The sequence below is a fragment of the Streptomyces sp. NBC_00461 genome (assembly GCF_036013935.1).
Classification (GTDB): Bacteria; Actinomycetota; Actinomycetes; order Streptomycetales; family Streptomycetaceae; genus Streptomyces.
This window is the reverse complement of sequence record NZ_CP107902.1, coordinates 8917277-8932484: the sequence shown is the minus strand read 5'-3', so window position 1 is coordinate 8932484 and position 15208 is coordinate 8917277. Positions and strand designations below refer to the sequence as shown.

The following is a 15208-nucleotide window of genomic DNA, read 5'->3' as shown; positions in this document are numbered from 1 at the left end:
TGTGCGCAATATGACATAAGAACACTTATGGGGCGCGGCAGGAAACAGGCCGCACACAGGCCGGGAGGACGGGGCCTCAGCAGCCGTCGACGAACGTGACGGTCTCGTCGAGCGGCGCCCGTCCCGTACGGGAGTCATGGACCGTGACGTCCTCGAACCCGATGGACATGCCGCAGAAGAGCATGAGTTCGCCGGGCGGCGAGACGACCTCCGCGACGCTCCGGTGGAACTTCGCCCACGCCATCTGCGGGCAGCTGTGCAGCCCTTCGGCCCGCAGCAGCACCATGACGGTCTGCAGCCACATGCCGGCATCGGCCCATTGCGGCGCGCCCATGCCGCGGTCGATGTAGCAGAACAGGGCCGCGGACGCGCCGAAGCAGTCCCAGTTCGCGGAGGCGGCTCGCTGACGCGCCTCCAGGTCCTCGCGCGAAATGCCGAGTGAGCCGTAGCGCTGCTCGCCGAAGGCGGACCGGCGCTCGCGATAGGGGGACTTCAGTGTGGGCGGGTACTGCTCGTACTCCGGCTCGTCCCAGGGGTCGCCTGTGGCCAGGCGTTCGCCGGCGCGCTTCTTGACCTCGGCGAGAGGCCGGCCGGTCAGCACATAGGCGTGCCACGGCTGGATGTTCGATCCCGACGGCGACCAGGCCGCGGCGGACAGGACACGCTCCAGCGTCTCCCTCGGAACCTCCCGGTCGGTGAATCCACGCACCGCCCGGCGGCTCGTGACCGCCTCGTAGACGTCCATGCTCCCCTGCTCCCTCGTCCGCTCGACACATGCCGCTTTGGTTGCGATCAAGATCGTATCACTCGATACCTTCTCGTGTTTAACTATTGTTGAGCACGACCCTTCAGCCCTCGGCGTCCCGCCCCGGGCTCGGCATTCTGGAGAAAACGATGGCCACGCTGCTGCACCTCGACTCGTCCGTGTTCCCGGGCGAGGCGTCCTCGTCCCGTTCGGTCACGGCCGCCTTCCGCGAGGCCTGGAAGGAACAGCATCCGCAGGGCACGGTGATCCACCGCGACCTCGCCGCCGACCCTGTCCCGCACATCACGGCCGCCGCCTGGTCAGCCGGTTACGTCTCCCCGTCGGAGCGCACCCCGGAGCAGTCCGCCGCGTTCGCCGCGCGCGTGAAGCTCATCGAGGAACTGGAGCGGGCCGACCTCGTCCTGATCGGCGCGCCCATGTACAACTTCTCGATCCCGTCGACCCTCAAGGCATGGCTGGACAGCGTGCTTCTGCTCGGCCGCACCGCGGGCGAGCACCCCTCGGCGCAGGGCACTCCGGCCGTGGTCGTCGCCAGCCGCGGCGGCTCCTACGCGCCGGGCAGCCCGCGCGAGGGCTTCGACTTCGTACAGAACTACCTGGAGGCGGTCCTCAAGGACACCCTCGGCCTGGACGTCGAGTTCATCGTCCCGGAACTCACCATGGCGTCCCGCAACCCGGCGATGTCCGAACTGCTCCCGCTCTACGAGGCGTCCCGCGAGCGCGCCTTCGAGCAGGCGAGCGCCAAGGCGAAGGAACTCGCGGAGCGCCTCGCCGCATAACCGGGCGGGCCGGATCAGACGCGGCGCGCCCGCGCGGCAGCCAACCGCTCCGTGGGCGCGCTCACGCCTCTTCGTCCCCAGAGTGGGCGATCCGGGTCAGCAGTTCCGTCAGCTTCTCCGCATCGCCCGACCCGAGGCCGGCGACCAGGCGCTCGGACTGCGGTTGCGCCGCCGCATGGGCCGCGTCGAAGAGTTCGAGCCCCTGAGGCGTGATCTCCACCGCCCGCGCCCGCCGGTCCCCGGGAACGGACTTGCGTACGGCGAGCCCCTTGCGCTCCAGGTCGTCGACGACGCGCATGATTCCGGCCTTGTCGGTCCCTGTCGCCGCCGCCAAGTCCCGCTGCACCGTGGGCCCTTGGTCGACCAGCACGATCAGCACGGCGAAGTGCCGCAGCTCGATGCCGAGCGGCCGGAGCGCCTCCCCCATCACCGCGGCGGCCCGCCAGTGCGCCCGGCGCAGCAGCAGGCCGAGCGCGAAGGGCGATGCGTCCCCGGGGCGGTCGGTCGCGCGCGGGGTGGTGGTTCTGGGGGGACCGTCGGCGCTCATGGGGCCAGGTTACAGCCGTCCATGCATCTGAAACGGTATCGATCGATACCACATGCGGGATCAATCCCTGGGAATCCCTGGGAATCCCTCCCTTGCTATGCGGTGATGCCCGGGTTGCTGCTCAGGATGTCCTCGGTGGTCCGCCGCAGCCGGGGCAGAAAGCCGAGCACCTCTTCGGCCCGGTGCAGGAGGTCGCGGGTGGAGGTGGTGCCGAGGTCGGCGACGACTGCGAGGCCTCATTGTTCCAGTTCGCCACCGCGCGATCGTGCTCAGGCGACCGGCAGCCCCCAGCGGGGCGCGTCCCCGTTCGGCCGTACGGGTGCGACGGTCAGGTCGGGCCGGTCGCCCCTGGTGGTGATCAGCGCCGACTCCCCCTTGCGGAGGGTGAGGTGGATCGCGCCGCTGCCGGCGTCGGTGTACCTGAGGGGGTGGCCCCGTCGGTCCCGTACGTCGAGCGGTCCCGCGATGCCGTGCCGTACGACGCAGGGAGCGCCCGCCTCGCTGAACACCTCCACCCAGCGGGTGGTGCCGCCTCGGCGGTGCGCGCTCATCAGGAAGGCGCCCTGGGTACGGAAGTTGTGCACGGCCAGGTCCGCCCAGGCGGCGGGCAGCGCGGGGAACACCCTGATGACGCCGCCCCAGGACTGGCAGATCATGTCGTGCAGGGACTGGGCCGCCGACAGCGGGGTCTCGATGACGGGGCCCGACTCCAGGTACATGGTGTTGGGCTTGATGAAGCGGGTCATGAGTTCGCCGAGGTAGTTCAGCGCGTCCTCGCCCTTGCCGAGCAGCGCCGACATCGAGGCGGCGCCCGTGAAGGTGTAGCCCTGGAGGGCGCCCTCGAAGCCCACCCAGTGCGCCAGCGACTTCTCGATCAGCGCGCGTTCGTCGGGGGTGCGGCCGGTGAGCTCGTACAGCGGGTAGACGGCGAGGAGATGCGAGTAGTGGCGGTGCGACTTCGCGAAGGGGATGTCGGCGCCGATCATGAAGCCGTTGGCGTCCGTCGGATACGGCGTCCGCTTCGCCAGTACCTCCTGCCAGCGGGGCACCAACGGGTCCTCTATGCCGAGGAGTTCGGTGGATTCGATGAGCGTGCGGCAGCCCCAGGTCAGGAGCATCAGGTCGTAGTTGCAGTCGCGTGAGTCGCCGCCGTACTCCGGGGAGAAGGTGGCGGGCAGGTGCAGTTTGCCGTCCGGGCCGGGCTCGGTGAAGTGCAGGTAGTAGTTGATCGCCTTGCGGAGGAGGGGGAAGAGGACGTCCCGGAGGATCGACTGGTCCATGGTGTGGCGGTAGCTGAGCCAGACGTTGTGCAACGCCCAGGTGAGGTCGCCGACTTCGGGGGTCGGCGGGTCCTGGCCGGGGATGCCGACGCCGTAGCCGGTGAGGGTGCCGGCCGCGCCGTTCACCAGATGGGGGTCGGTGGTCCGCGGGATGCCGATCGAGTCGGCACGGTACGGCGCCGCCACCTCCTTGGCCAGGTTGTCCCTAAATTCGCTCAACGCCCGGGTGATGGCGTCGAGTTCGAGGTGGTTGGAGCCGTGGATGAGCCAGTACTCCAGCTGGGCGTTGAGGTTCCACCAGGTGTTGGGCCACGGGGTCGGCTCCAGCCAGGGGCCGCTGGTCGCCATCACGGGTGCGTCGCGGCGGGCCGCGGAGGCGGCCTTGTACAGCTGGATCCAGTAGAAGCGCTGGATACGGGCGTCGGGGACGGACAGAAAACTCTTGCGGTAGTAGGCGTGCCACCAGGCGCGGTGGGTCACCGCCAGTGCGGAGTACGGGAGTTGGGCCGTGGTGCGGACCGTCCTGAGCGCCCGGTCCAGGGCCGTGGTCTGCGGGTGGGAGTACGCCACGTGCGCGTACAGTGTCCGCGACCTGCCCCTGGTCCGCTCCCGCCACGCGGTGACGTGCTGTCCGCCCGCCAGCAGGGGCTGCACGGCGGCGCTCACCCCGTCATGGTCGGCGACCCGCGCCGGTGGGTTGCCCTGGTAGCCGTCCGGCAGTGGTTTGAAGGCGGCGCGCGGGCTGATCGCCTCGGCCGGGTGGAACACCCAGCGGAATCCCCGCTCGCCCTCGCTCGGTGTCACCTCCACGGCGAGGACGGAACGGTCGTTGTGGACCAGAGCACGCAGGCTCAGGGTGCCCTTTTCGGTGGTGAGGGTGCCGGTCAACTCGGCGTCGTGCAGCGACAGTCGCCAGTCCAGGCCGGTGATCGCGCCCACCGGCTCCAGGGTGAAGTGTCCGATCGGCAGCCGGGCCAGGCCGAAGAGGGAGCCGAACTCGGGGCGGTGGTCCTGCACTTCGGAGTGCTGGACGTTGAAGCGCACCGCGGTCGATGCGGCACCGGGTTCGGCGTAGATGCCGGAGCCGAGGAAGCCGTTGCCGAGGAACGGGCCTTCGTACCAGTCCGTCGGCATCAATTGCCAGACCATGTCGGCGTCGTCGAGCACGCTCCGCCAGGGGTCCTGGAGTGAAGTGGTGGTCTCGTCGACCTGGTCGGCCTGCTCGGCCGCGCTCGCCGGGGTGGTCAGGCCGGAGGTCAGCAGTGCGCCGCCGAGGGCGGATCCGGTGGCGAGGACGGTACGTCTGGACGGGTCGGGAGCGGAGGGGCAGGACACGTTGCCTCCAAGCAGACTCAGCGATTCATCGGAGCTATTCCGCGTTGCAACATAGGGATGAGGGTGTGGTGCGTCAATGAGGTGCGAGAGGTCCGATCTATCGATCTATCGGGCTGCGAGTGACCGGAGAGTCCGGGCTTCGCGCGCGAGCACCTTCTCGTCGTTGTCGGGGACGAACTCCAGGAGGACGTCCAGGGGTTGGCCCTGCCCACGCAGGTGGTCGAGGGCCGCCCGCCACAGTGCGGCGCGAGAGGAGAGCGGGTGCCGGGTGGTTGCGGGCCACCAGGAGAAGGCGTGCACCGCGGCGACACGGTTGGCCAGGGCGTCGAGGCCGACCAGCGCGTCCACGTCGGGTACGTCGAGCGGCGGTTGCCAATACGTGCGGACATCGGGGCGGCCGATCTCGTCGAGCAACTGGAGGGTACGGTCGGCGCCGTCGGTCAGGGTGTTGCGGTGGAACTCGAACGCGAGGTGGATGCCCGCGTCGGCCGCGAGCGCCCCCGCGCGACGGGTGTCCGCGATGACCGCCGCCCTCCCGTCGGGCGACGTCTCCTCGGTGCCCGCGGCGCCGGCCCAGATCCGGATGCGGGGCGCACCGAGCCGCACGGCCGAGCGGAGGACGCCGCCGAAGGCAGCCGGGTCGGTGTGTCCGGCCCGGTAGTAGGAGCCGTATGAGGCGACCGCCAGGCCCGCCTTCTCGGTGGCGGCGCGGACATCGGCGGCGACGGCCTCGTCCCCGGCGGGTACGTGGATGTCGGCTCCCCATTCGACGCACTCCAGGCCCGCGTCAGCCGCGGCCTCGATGACGCCGGCCGCGTCCAGGTGGCGCAGGGTGACGGAGCACAGCCCCAGGCGGAGCGTCATGACGGCTCCTCGGTGACGGAGGGACCGTCGTGGGTGCCGAAATCGATGACCGTACGGGCTCCGTCGGCCCAGCGGATCGTGACGGCGAGGCCGTTCGCCTCGGCGGTGGCCTGTCCGGCGAGGGGGGCCGGGTCCGGTTCACCCGTGAGGGAGGCCAGGGCGACGAACACCGTGCCGGAGTCCGACTCGCCCACGGTTCCGGTGAGCTCGGGGACCAGGGCCCAGGGGCCGTAGGCGGTGCCCTGGGGGGCGCGGACCGTGCGCTGCGCGGGCCAGCCGTGCAGGCCGAGCAACTGACTTGTCACTTCTGCACCGTTGAGCTGTGTCTCCGGTGTCTGTTCTGCTTCGGCGGCGAGTTCGGGTGACAGGGCGACGGCCCAGCCGGTGTGGTGGATCGTCGTTCCCGGCGGGACGCCGACCGTGCGGTGGACGCGTACTTCCAGTCTGCCGCGGGTCAGCGTGAAGCTCTCGATGCGGGCCGAGGGGAGGACGGGGCCGCCGTCGGGGAAGACGGGCCGGTGCCAGGAGGCGAGCCAGTCGGGGCCGGCGGCCAGGGGGTTGATGCGCAGGCGGGCGCTGCGGGTGCCGCGTGCCTGGAGCGCGATGTGGTTGTCGGGGACGTTGGCGGCACCGGTGGGGCCGGTGCGGGTGGAGTACGCGAGGCGGGCGTAGAGCGGGTTGCCGGGCGCGCGCTCCGGCTCGCGGGAGTCGAGCTTGTAACTGCCGTGATTGTGCAGGCGGGTGAGGCCGTCCGCGCCTGTGGTCTGGATGAGCAGTCCGGGCGCGGGAAGGGCGAGCGTGCGGTCGGGCCCCTCGACGGGTGCCCTCTCCTCGGTGGCCGTCCACACCGGATGCCCGGGCGGGAGCAGCAGTGCGAGGAAGCCCTTCGAGGCCCAGTACGGGGAGCCGGGACCGGAGTAGTTCTGCAGGGTCGCCGCGTGCGGGCCGTACCAGCCGAGGCTGAGGATGCCGTCCGCGCCGGGCGCGCCGCGGTCGAGGAAGTGCCGCAGCGCCCCGCTGAGGATGCGGCGGGTGGCGCCGGGGGCGAGCGGGGTTTCGCCGGTGAGGGCGCCGAGGGCCACGGCGGTGCCGGCGGCGAAGCGGTAGGTCAGGGAGCGTCCGTGGTGGATCGGGGCGCCGTTGGCGTCGAAGAGCATGGCGAAGCCTTCGAGGAACTCCCTCAGCCGCGGGCCCAGTTGGCCGAGCAGTGTCCGGTCCTTGACGAGGTGGGCGTGCAGCAGCGGGTAGAAGTGCAGGGCCCAGCCGTTGTAGTGGTCGAAGGAGCGGCCGTCGCCGTCCGAGTACCAGCCCTGTCCCTGGTACCAGCCGTTCAGCAGGACGAGCCCGCGCTCGATGGCACGCTGTGTCTCGGCGTCGCCGCGCCCCACTGCTTCGAGGAAGCCCGCCACGGTCAGCGGGAAGAGGTACCAGTTGTTGGGGGCGGGCGTGTGCCGCAGCGCGCCGCGCAACCAGTGCTCGACGCGGTCCTGGTCGGCGGTGGGCAGGGTGTCCCAGGTCCAGGGCGCGGTGAGGCGCAGGGCCAGCGCCACGGACGCGGATTCCACCATGGGCTGGCCCTGGATCCCGTGGTGTCCGATCTCCGGCCAGGACTCGGCGTCGTCGCGCCCGGGGGTGCGGGTGCCCCGCGTGAGACCGGCGGTGTACCGCTCCAGGAAGCCGTGCGGGTCCTTGCCGGACGCTCCGGCCGTGCGGAACGCGGCCAGCAGGAACGTACGCGCGAAGCCTTCCAGGCCGTCCGAGCGCACCCCGGACCTGGACGGCGGGCCGGGCAGGTCGATCAGGGCGTGGCCGGGGGTGGCGTAGCGCAGGGCCGCGGTCAGCAGCCCGTCGGCGGCGGCCTCCCAGTGGGCGCGGGTGTAGCCGGTGCGGGGGCTGAGGGTGCGGTCGTCGGCGGGGAGGGCGAGGGGACGGTCGGGCATGGCGGGGCCACGTCTCCTGTTCGTTGCGGCGGTCTTCGTCAGCGGCTGCAGGTGTCAGGCGAGGCGGGCCAGGGTTTCGGGCCGTACGGGATGGGCGAAGGGCCGGCCACGGACGTACGACTCGACCTCCGCCAGTGCCAGGTCGGCGAGGCGTCGCAGCTCTCCGCCCTTCGAGCCGGCGATGTGCGGGGTGATGACGACGTTGGAGCAGTCGAACAGCGGTGAGTCGGCGGGCAGTACCTCCGGCTCGGTGACGTCGAGGATCGCGTTCAGGCGTCCGGACACCACCTCGGCCGTGAGGGCCCGCTGGTCCACGACGGCACCGCGCGCGGTGTTGATCAGTGTGCCGCCGGTGCGCAGCCGGGCCAGCAGCTCGCGGCTGACCAGGCCGCGGGTCTCGGGCAGCAGCGGCGTGTGCACGCTGACGACGTCGCTCCGGGCGAACAGCTCCGGCAGGCCGACCGGCTCCGCTCCGAGCGCGCGCGCCTCGGCGTCCGAGACGTAGGGGTCATGCAGCAGCACGTCCAGTTCGTGGTGGCGCAGCAGGTCGATGACGCGGCGTCCGATGATCGAAGCGCTCAGGATGCCCACGGTGCGGCGGTAGTTGCCGGCGTCGGGGTGGCGTTCGTACCAGTCGACGCGGCGGCGTTCGGTGCGATAGGCGCGGGCGGTGTCGAGGACGCGTTTGTTGGCGAGCAGGATCATGGCGAGGGTGTATTCGGCGACCGGCACGGCGTTGGCCGCGGCGGCGGAGGACACCGCGAGGCCGCGTTCCCAGCAGGCGGGGGTGATGTGGTGGCGTACGGTCCCGGCGGTGTGGACGACCGCGCGCAGCCGGGGCGCCGAGTCCAGCACCGCCTGGTCGACGGGTGGGCAGCCCCAGCCGGTGATGAGCAGTTCGGCGTCGGCGAGCGCGCGCCGCGCGACGGGGGTGGTGAGATCGTCCAGGACCAGCTGCGGGTCGATGTCGGTGAGGGCGGCCAGCCGGGCCCGTACCTCCGGGTCGAGGACCTGTCGTGCGGTCCTGTGCGCCATGGCGAGCACGGTGCGCGGGGGGCGACGGAACTGGTCGTCGGGGTGGGTCACTTGACGCTCCCTGCGGTCAGGCCGGACTTCCAGTAGCGCTGCAGCGTGAGGAACGCGACGATCAGCGGGACGACGGCGAGCAGCGAGCCGATGACGACGAGCGGGTAGTACTCGGGTGAGACGGTGGCGGAGCTGTTCCAGGTGTAGAGGCCGAGGCTGAGCGGATACAGGTGCTGGTTGGAGAGCATCACCATCGGCAGGAAGAAGTTGTTCCAGATGGCGGTGAGCTGGAAGAGGAAGACGGTGACGAAGCCGGGGCCGAGCATGCGCAGGCTGACCCGGACGTACGTCTGCAGTTCGCCCGCGCCGTCCACCCGGGAGGCCTCCAGCACCTCGTTGGGCACGTACCCGCTGCTGAGCAGGCGGGCGAGGTAGACGCCGAACGGGTTGAACAGGACGGGGATGAAGACCGCCCAGAAGGTGTTGACCAGGCCGATGCCGGAGGCCACCAGGTAGAGCGGGAGGGCCAGGACGGTCGGCGGGACCATGACGCCGGTCAGGACGAGCCCGAACAGCTTCTCCTTGTGCGGGAACTCGTACTTGTCGAAGGCGTAGCCGGCGGCGACGCTGATCAGCGAGCCGATGAGGGCGCCGAGGACCGCGTACAGCAGGCTGTTGAGGTACCAGCGGCCGTAGACGCCGTCCTCCATGGTGAACAGGTCGCTGAGGTTGTGCCAGAGGGAGAAGTTCCCGAGGGAGAGGATGTCGCTGCCGAAGAGCGCGTCGGCGTTCTTGGTGGAGGCGAGCAGCAGCCACAGGCCCGGCAACACCGCGTAGAGGGCCGCGAGGACGACGACGGTGTTGGCGACGGCACGGCTGGTCAGCTTGCTCGTTCTCGCCGAACTGCGCCTGGTCGTCGGCTTATTGGCGGTGGTCAGCTGGGTCGTGGTCATCGCGTGCTCCGTTCCCGGCGGCCCGCCCAGCGTGTGACGGCGAACGACAGTGCGCAGGTGACGATCAGGAGGATGACGGAAGCCGCGGAGGCCAGGCCGTAGTTGTTACGGCGGAACGCGGCGTCGTAGATGTACATGTTCGGTGTGAAGCGGGAGTTGACCATCGGGGTGGCCTGGTTCATCAGCATGGGCTCGGTGAACAGCTGCAGCGCACCGATCAGCGCGAACATGCACACCATCACGACCGAGCCCTTGATGATGGGCACCTTCACCATGAGGGCGGTACGGATGCCGCCGGCGCCGTCGATCCGCGCCGCCTCGATCACCTCGCGGGGCAGGGCCTGCAGGGCGGCGTAGAAGATCACCATGTTGTAGCCGAGGCCGCTCCACAGGGCGATGTTGACGATCGACGGCAGGACGCTGTGCAGTCCGAGGAAGTCGATGGTGATGTCGGCCCGGGCGAAGACGTTGATGACCGGGCTGAGGCCGGGGGTGTAGAGGTACAGCCAGATCACGGCCGCGATGATGCCGGGCACGGCGTGCGGCACGTACAGCAGCATCTGGGCGGTGCGCCGCAGCCGGATCAGTCCGGAGTCGAGGAGCAGGGCGAGCGCGAGGGCGCCGGCCACCACGACCGGTACGAAGATGACGCAGTAGAGGGCGATGACGCCGAACCCGGAGACGAAGCTCGGGTCGGTCAGCACCGCGAGGTAGCTGCGCAGTCCGGTGAAGACGGTGGTGCCGCCGCCGAAGCCGAGGCCCTTGTGGTCCTCGGAGAAGAGGCTGAGACCGATGGCGTAGCCGACGGGGACGAGGAACACGGCGACGAGCACTGCCGTGAACGGAGCCAGGAGCGTGACGCAGGCGAGCGCCTGCTGCCGGCGTCCGGCCTTTCGGGGGCGGGCCCCGCTCGCGGTCCGCGGTGCCGTCCCCGTCCGCTTTCGCGTTTTCCCTGGAGAGATCACTGTGCTCACGGGTGCACCTCAGTTGGTAGTGACCGACAGGCCGAGGCTCTTGAGGTCGGGCAGCGTCCGGCGTTGTCCTTCGCGGAGCGCGCCGATGATGGTTCCTTTGCCGGCGCCGGCCTTCGCGAAGCCGTCCTCGACGGAGGTGATGGTGGAGGTCATGCGTGGCCCCCACTTCCAGCGGGGCGAGATCAGCTTGGCCTGCTGCTGGAAGAGGCCGAAGATGTCCTGGCCGGAGTAGTAGCCGGTGTCCATCTCCTTGCGGGCGACGGGGACGAGGGAGGGCACGGCCGGGTAGGCGCTGCTGATGCCGCTGGAGAGCTTGGCGCGCAGGGCGTCCGGGCTGGTGACCATCCAGGAGATGAAGTCCAGCGCCTCCTTGGGGTGCCCGCTGTCCTTGGTGACGGCGAAGGTCGAGCCGCCCTGTGTGCCGAGCGACGGCTTGGTCGGATCCCACTGCGGCAGCGGCGCGACGGCCCACTTGCCCTTGCCTGTGGGTGTGGAGTTCATCAGCGAACCGGCCGCCCAGGCGCCCGCCGTGTAGCCGACGGTCTCGCCGCTCTGCAGGTGCGCCCGCCACTGCTGGCTGTCCACCGGCTCGACGCGCACCAGGTCCTCATCCACCAGGTGCTGCCAGAAGGCGGCGACCTTGCGGGTCGGGGCGTCGGCCATGGAGATGCGCCAGGTGTCGTCGGAGGTCCGATACCACTGGGCGCCGGCCTGCCAGGCGAACCCGGCCATGTGCAGGGAGCCGTTGGTGAAGAAGCTGGCGATACGCGAGCGGGGCTGCGCCTTCTTCAGTTTGCGGGCCGAACTCTCGAACTCCGCCCAGGTCTTGGGGACTTGGATGCCGTACTTGGTGAACACGTCCTTGCGGTAGAAGAACATCATCGGCTCGATGTCCACCGGCACGGCGTAGGTGTGCCCGTCGAGGGTGGTGAGGTCCAGCGCCTGCGGGAGGATCTTGCGGCGCACCGAGTGGGGCAGCAGCCTGGTGAGGTCGCGCGGTACGCCGTCGATGGCGAAGCCGGGCAGCTGGGGGTACTCGATGGTGGCGACGTCGGGGGCGTTGCCGGCGCGGGCCGCGTTGCTGAGCTTGGCGTAGCCGCCCTGGGCTCCGGAGGGGACCTGCTGGAAGTCGACCCTGACCTTGTTCTGGACGCGGTTGTACTCGTCGACGACCTGCTGGGTGCCCCGCAGCGCCGACCAGAAGGTGAGGTGGACCTGCTGTCGGGCCTGGGCTGTGCCACTGCCACCGGAGGCGGAGCAGGCCGTGAGCAGCATGGCGAGGATCGTGAGCAGCGCCGGTACGGAGTTGCGGGTATGTCGCATGGGCCCTCCCGCTTCTTTGCTGGGTTACGGGCATCCTGGGCGCCAAGCGAAAAACACGTCAAGAGATCGAACAGAAGAAACTCAAACGCTCAAACGAACATCTGCGTGAAGAACGGCGATGGCCCCTCCGGTCGCATTCAGACCGCCGGTGGTGCGGTGGACGCCCTGACCACGAGGTCGGGCAGCAGCTCCAGATGGCGCGTGGCACCGGGGCGCAGCCCGCCCCGGGCCATGTCGAGCCGCCGCAGCAGCAGGTCGACTCCGGTGCGGCCGAGTTCCGCCTTGGGCGGCGCCACGGCGGTCAGCGGGACCGACCCCATGTCGGCGACGACGTCGTTGTACGCGACCACCGAACACCGTCCCGGGACGGAGATCCCCGCGGCCTGCAGCCCCCGCACCAGCACCAGCGCGTCCATGTCGCTGTGGATCAGCACCGCCGTGGCACCGCACTCGGCGACCGGCTCCGCCAGGTCGACCGCGCGCGGGTCGGCGACAAGCGGGTCGGGGCCCGCGGTGGGCGAACTGAGGATCGCGCGGCATCCGTCGGCCAGTCCCCGAGCAGCCGTCTGTCCGGCGAACTCCCCGCGGATGATGCGCGCCGTGGGGCTGTCGTCGCGCGCCGCCAGCACGATCCGCCGGTGGCCGAGGTCGACCAGGTGCCCGAGGGCCAGATGGACGCCGTAGGCATGGTCCGTGCGCACGCAGTCCACCTGGTAGATCGCGCTGGTCCGGGGGGGCCGCCGTTCGACGAGGACGGCGGGAACGTCCAGGCCGGACAGCCAGGACTGGTCCGCGTCCGCCTCCTCCTGGGTGCGCCAGTGCGGCGACAGGAGCAGTCCGCGGGCCCCGTCGTCCAGCGCCTGCCGCACGGCCTCGCGCTCCGCCCCGCCGTGGCCGGCGGTGATGTGCAGGGCGAGCCGCAGGCCGGCCTTCTCCGCTGCCTCTCGCGCGCCCTGGACGGCCTCGGTGAGGTAGGTGTTGCTCTCGGGCACGATCATGGCGACCGCGTCGTTCCCGGAGGCGGCCTCCTCGGGCATCGGGCGCAGCGAACGCGCCACCCCGTGCCCGCGGCGCACCTCCCCGCGCTGGGCGAGTTCCTCGACGTCGCGGCGCACGGTCACGACGGAGACGCCGAGTTCGTCGGCGAGATCCGTGATGCGCGCGACCCCCCGCTCCCGCACCACCTCCGCGATCCGGGCCTGCCGTGTCTCCGCCGACTCCCGCATGTCCCACCGCTCCCGTCCGCGTCGGCCGCCCGCCGGGGCATGGCCGCACGGCACCTCGCACGTTCGCTTTTCGCACGATCGGTTTCGTGCGACGACCTCCATGATAGCGATCAATCGATCACGTTGGGGCGGGGCCGCGGTCCTCCCCTGACCCTCCTCCGGTCGTCACCGTTCGAACGCGCCAGGCAGGGCGCGGCCGGTCGGTGGAGGCCAGGTACCTGTTCACCCACGCCGGAGGGAAGCAGAATCGCGCCGCCGGTCTGCTGGCCGCCGAGGGTCTCAGGGGCAGCGACTCCAGTGACGTCATGACCATCCGCACCGAATGCCCGTACCAGACACTGGATCTGGTCCCGGAGGGTGCCGAACGCCCGGCCTTCAGGCTCTGGGCCGTGTACGTGCCCGAGGACGCCGAGCAGCGCAGATGTCACGCCTACGGATTACTCATGATCGAAAAGCCCGGGATCCCCGGCGCTCTTCATCTCGCCTGGCCCCTCATCAGGCGCTTCACCGAGAGGGTGTTCGCCGAGGACCGGATGGCCGTCCAAGCCGAGCAGCGGGCCTGGGACGAACAGGGCGAGGACCGCAACCACGAGGTCTTTCCCCTGATCCTGGACGTGCGGGAGGTGCTGCGCGGCAACCGCGTCCCGCTGCGTTGCCAGGCTGCCGCGTCGGGCAACGGCAGCCTGATGTGCGACGGGCAGGCGTCGGCGCCCTGCCATCGCGCGGACGAGGTCGGCTCCCCCGCCGACCCGGGATCCTCCGCTTCCTCCGCTGTGCCGCCGAACGAATGAGTTGTTCAGGGGCCGGGGTGGCGGGTCCCGGCCCGCTGGTGGCGGTTCGGGGATCGCGGGTGACGGTTCAGGGCTTGTGGGCCACGCCGCCGTAGATGTCCGTGGGTTCGGGTGTGGTGCCGGATTCGGGGCGCCACAGCGGGCAGGAGACGATCCCCGGCTCCAGCAGTTCGAGACCGTCGTAGTACGCGGCGAGCTGTTGCGGACTGCGCAGCACGTACGGGATGGCGCCGGTGTCGTCGTAACCCTGCTGGGCGTCCTTGAGCGAGGCGTCCGTGTCCGTGCTGTCGTAGTGGACGAAGTAGCTGCCCGACGGCAGGGCGGCCTGAAGGCGGCGGACGATGGACTTGGCCTCGTCGTAGTCCTGGATGTGGCCGAGGATGCCCATGAGCATCAGCGCCACCGGCTTGTCGAAGTCCAGGACCTTTTCCGCCCGTTCGATGATCTTCTCGGGCTCGTGCAGGTCGGCGTCGATGTACTCGGTCACGCCCTCGGGCGAACTGGTGAGCAGGGCCTGGGCGTGACGCAGCACCAGGGGGTCGTTGTCGACGTAGACGATGCGGGACTCGGGTGCGATGCGCTGGGCGACCTGGTGGGTGTTGTCGTAGGTCGGCAGGCCGGTGCCGATGTCGAGGAACTGGCGGATGCCGAGTTCGCCCGCCACGAGCGTGACGGCGCGGATCAGGTAGTGGCGGGAGCCACGGGCCATGGTCTCGATGTTGGGAGCGACCTCACGGTAGGCGTCGCCGGCGATCCGGTCGACCTCGTAGTTGTCCTTTCCGCCCATCCAGTAGTTCCAGATGCGAGCCGAGTGCGGCACCGAGGTGTCGATCTTGGACAGTGCGTCCTGGTCGGAAGTCGACTGGCTGTCTGCCATGGGAGATTCTCCTGCCGTGCGTCACGGGGTACGTAACCAACCTAACGACAACTTCTGCGTGTGGGGCCGGAGTTCACCACTTGAAAGCACCCGTACCCGTGGATCACGACCATCCGGGAACTCCCGTGCGCCGGCGCGCAGTTGACGCGCTCGTGGGTGAAGGCGCACTGCGCGCACCACCTCCTGCACGGCGAGGAGACTCCTCGGCGTGGACGGTGCACCCGCACGGCGGGAGCCGTCGTGCGGGTGGTTCGGTTGTCGGCTCGTGGTGGTGGGCGCTCAGGCGACGAGGAAGTCCGCCTGGCCGGCCTTGGCACCCTCCAGGAACGTGATCATCTCGTTGCGGGTGTAGACGAGTGCGGGCCCGTCGGGGTCCGTCGACTGGCGGAAGGCGACGCTGCCGTCGGGCAGTCGCTTGGCCTCCACGCAACTGCCGCCGTTGGTACCGCTCCAGGGCTTGTGCCAGCCCTCGCTTCCCAGGTCGACGGCGGGCATTCCGCTGTAGATACGGCCGTTGGATCCCATGG

Annotated in this window: 13 protein-coding genes and 1 pseudogene; 2 read left to right on the top strand and 12 right to left on the bottom strand. The window is 70.3% G+C overall.

The features are described from left to right. Positions 1–76: 76 nt before the first annotated feature. Entirely contained in the window at positions 77–745 is a 669-nt protein-coding gene (locus tag OG870_RS41380; RefSeq protein WP_266592113.1) for a nitroreductase, read from the bottom strand. 149 nt (positions 746–894) lie between these two features. Here OG870_RS41380 and OG870_RS41375 point away from each other — a divergent pair, with 149 nt between their 5' ends. Further along, entirely contained in the window at positions 895–1545 is a 651-nt protein-coding gene (locus OG870_RS41375; protein WP_266530518.1) for an FMN-dependent NADH-azoreductase, read from the top strand. Between the two features lie 61 nt (positions 1546–1606). Here the strand turns inward: OG870_RS41375 and OG870_RS41370 are convergent, their stop codons facing one another. The 9 genes from OG870_RS41370 to OG870_RS41330 all read right to left on the bottom strand — a co-directional run bounded on the left by OG870_RS41370 (position 1607) and on the right by OG870_RS41330 (position 13013). After that, positions 1607–2092, bottom strand: a complete 486-nt coding sequence (locus OG870_RS41370) for a MarR family winged helix-turn-helix transcriptional regulator (protein WP_266530514.1) — start codon at positions 2090–2092, stop codon at positions 1607–1609. 269 nt (positions 2093–2361) lie between these two features. After that, the gene (locus OG870_RS41365; protein WP_266592111.1) at positions 2362–4707 is read right to left on the bottom strand and encodes a glycosyl hydrolase family 95 catalytic domain-containing protein; all 2346 of its coding nucleotides are present in this window, start codon (positions 4705–4707) and stop codon (positions 2362–2364) included. Between the two features lie 105 nt (positions 4708–4812). Further along, a complete protein-coding gene (locus OG870_RS41360) occupies positions 4813–5571 on the bottom strand; it encodes a sugar phosphate isomerase/epimerase family protein (RefSeq protein WP_266530510.1) in 759 nt (252 codons plus the stop codon). Further along, positions 5568–7511, bottom strand: coding sequence for a DUF2264 domain-containing protein (locus tag OG870_RS41355; RefSeq protein ID WP_266592109.1), 1944 nt, complete (start codon positions 7509–7511; stop codon positions 5568–5570). Before OG870_RS41355 ends, OG870_RS41360 begins: the two co-directional genes overlap by 4 nt. Before the next feature lie 54 nt (positions 7512–7565). Beyond that, the gene (locus tag OG870_RS41350) at positions 7566–8546 is read right to left on the bottom strand and encodes a hydroxyacid dehydrogenase (RefSeq protein WP_266592644.1); all 981 of its coding nucleotides are present in this window, start codon (positions 8544–8546) and stop codon (positions 7566–7568) included. A gap of 47 nt (positions 8547–8593) precedes the next feature. Then, positions 8594–9490: a carbohydrate ABC transporter permease gene (locus tag OG870_RS41345; protein ID WP_266592107.1), complete on the bottom strand. Its 897-nt coding sequence runs from the start codon at positions 9488–9490 to the stop codon at positions 8594–8596. After that, positions 9487–10464 (bottom strand): carbohydrate ABC transporter permease, encoded by a 978-nt coding sequence (locus OG870_RS41340; protein WP_266592105.1) that lies wholly within the window; start codon positions 10462–10464, stop codon positions 9487–9489. Before OG870_RS41340 ends, OG870_RS41345 begins: the two co-directional genes overlap by 4 nt. 9 nt (positions 10465–10473) lie before the next feature. After that, positions 10474–11787 carry an ABC transporter substrate-binding protein gene (locus OG870_RS41335; RefSeq protein ID WP_327692032.1) on the bottom strand — a complete coding sequence of 438 codons (1314 nt, stop codon included), beginning with the start codon at positions 11785–11787 and terminating at the stop codon, positions 10474–10476. A gap of 137 nt (positions 11788–11924) precedes the next feature. Further along, positions 11925–13013 (bottom strand): LacI family DNA-binding transcriptional regulator, encoded by a 1089-nt coding sequence (locus tag OG870_RS41330; RefSeq protein WP_327692031.1) that lies wholly within the window; start codon positions 13011–13013, stop codon positions 11925–11927. A gap of 197 nt (positions 13014–13210) precedes the next feature. Between OG870_RS41330 and OG870_RS41325 the strand changes: the two are divergent. Further along, positions 13211–13804: pseudogene (locus OG870_RS41325) on the top strand (aromatic ring-hydroxylating dioxygenase subunit alpha); the annotation flags it as partial. A gap of 67 nt (positions 13805–13871) precedes the next feature. Here OG870_RS41325 and OG870_RS41320 read toward each other — a convergent pair. Continuing rightward, positions 13872–14681, bottom strand: coding sequence for an SAM-dependent methyltransferase (locus tag OG870_RS41320; RefSeq protein WP_266592101.1), 810 nt, complete (start codon positions 14679–14681; stop codon positions 13872–13874). A gap of 279 nt (positions 14682–14960) precedes the next feature. Then, positions 14961–15206: a DUF397 domain-containing protein gene (locus tag OG870_RS41315; RefSeq protein WP_266530498.1), complete on the bottom strand. Its 246-nt coding sequence runs from the start codon at positions 15204–15206 to the stop codon at positions 14961–14963. Positions 15207–15208: the final 2 nt, after the last annotated feature.

Coding starts and splice junctions, on each gene's coding strand:
- OG870_RS41380 (WP_266592113.1), bottom strand. CDS start 745: ATGGACGTCTACGAGGCGGTCACGAGCCGCCGGGCGGTGCGTGGATTC.
- OG870_RS41375 (WP_266530518.1), top strand. CDS start 895: ATGGCCACGCTGCTGCACCTCGACTCGTCCGTGTTCCCGGGCGAGGCG.
- OG870_RS41370 (WP_266530514.1), bottom strand. CDS start 2,092: ATGAGCGCCGACGGTCCCCCCAGAACCACCACCCCGCGCGCGACCGAC.
- OG870_RS41360 (WP_266530510.1), bottom strand. CDS start 5,571: ATGACGCTCCGCCTGGGGCTGTGCTCCGTCACCCTGCGCCACCTGGAC.
- OG870_RS41355 (WP_266592109.1), bottom strand. CDS start 7,511: ATGCCCGACCGTCCCCTCGCCCTCCCCGCCGACGACCGCACCCTCAGC.
- OG870_RS41350 (WP_266592644.1), bottom strand. CDS start 8,546: ATGGCGCACAGGACCGCACGACAGGTCCTCGACCCGGAGGTACGGGCC.
- OG870_RS41345 (WP_266592107.1), bottom strand. CDS start 9,490: ATGACCACGACCCAGCTGACCACCGCCAATAAGCCGACGACCAGGCGC.
- OG870_RS41335 (WP_327692032.1), bottom strand. CDS start 11,787: ATGCGACATACCCGCAACTCCGTACCGGCGCTGCTCACGATCCTCGCC.
- OG870_RS41330 (WP_327692031.1), bottom strand. CDS start 13,013: ATGCGGGAGTCGGCGGAGACACGGCAGGCCCGGATCGCGGAGGTGGTG.
- OG870_RS41320 (WP_266592101.1), bottom strand. CDS start 14,681: ATGGCAGACAGCCAGTCGACTTCCGACCAGGACGCACTGTCCAAGATC.
- OG870_RS41315 (WP_266530498.1), bottom strand. CDS start 15,206: ATGGGATCCAACGGCCGTATCTACAGCGGAATGCCCGCCGTCGACCTG.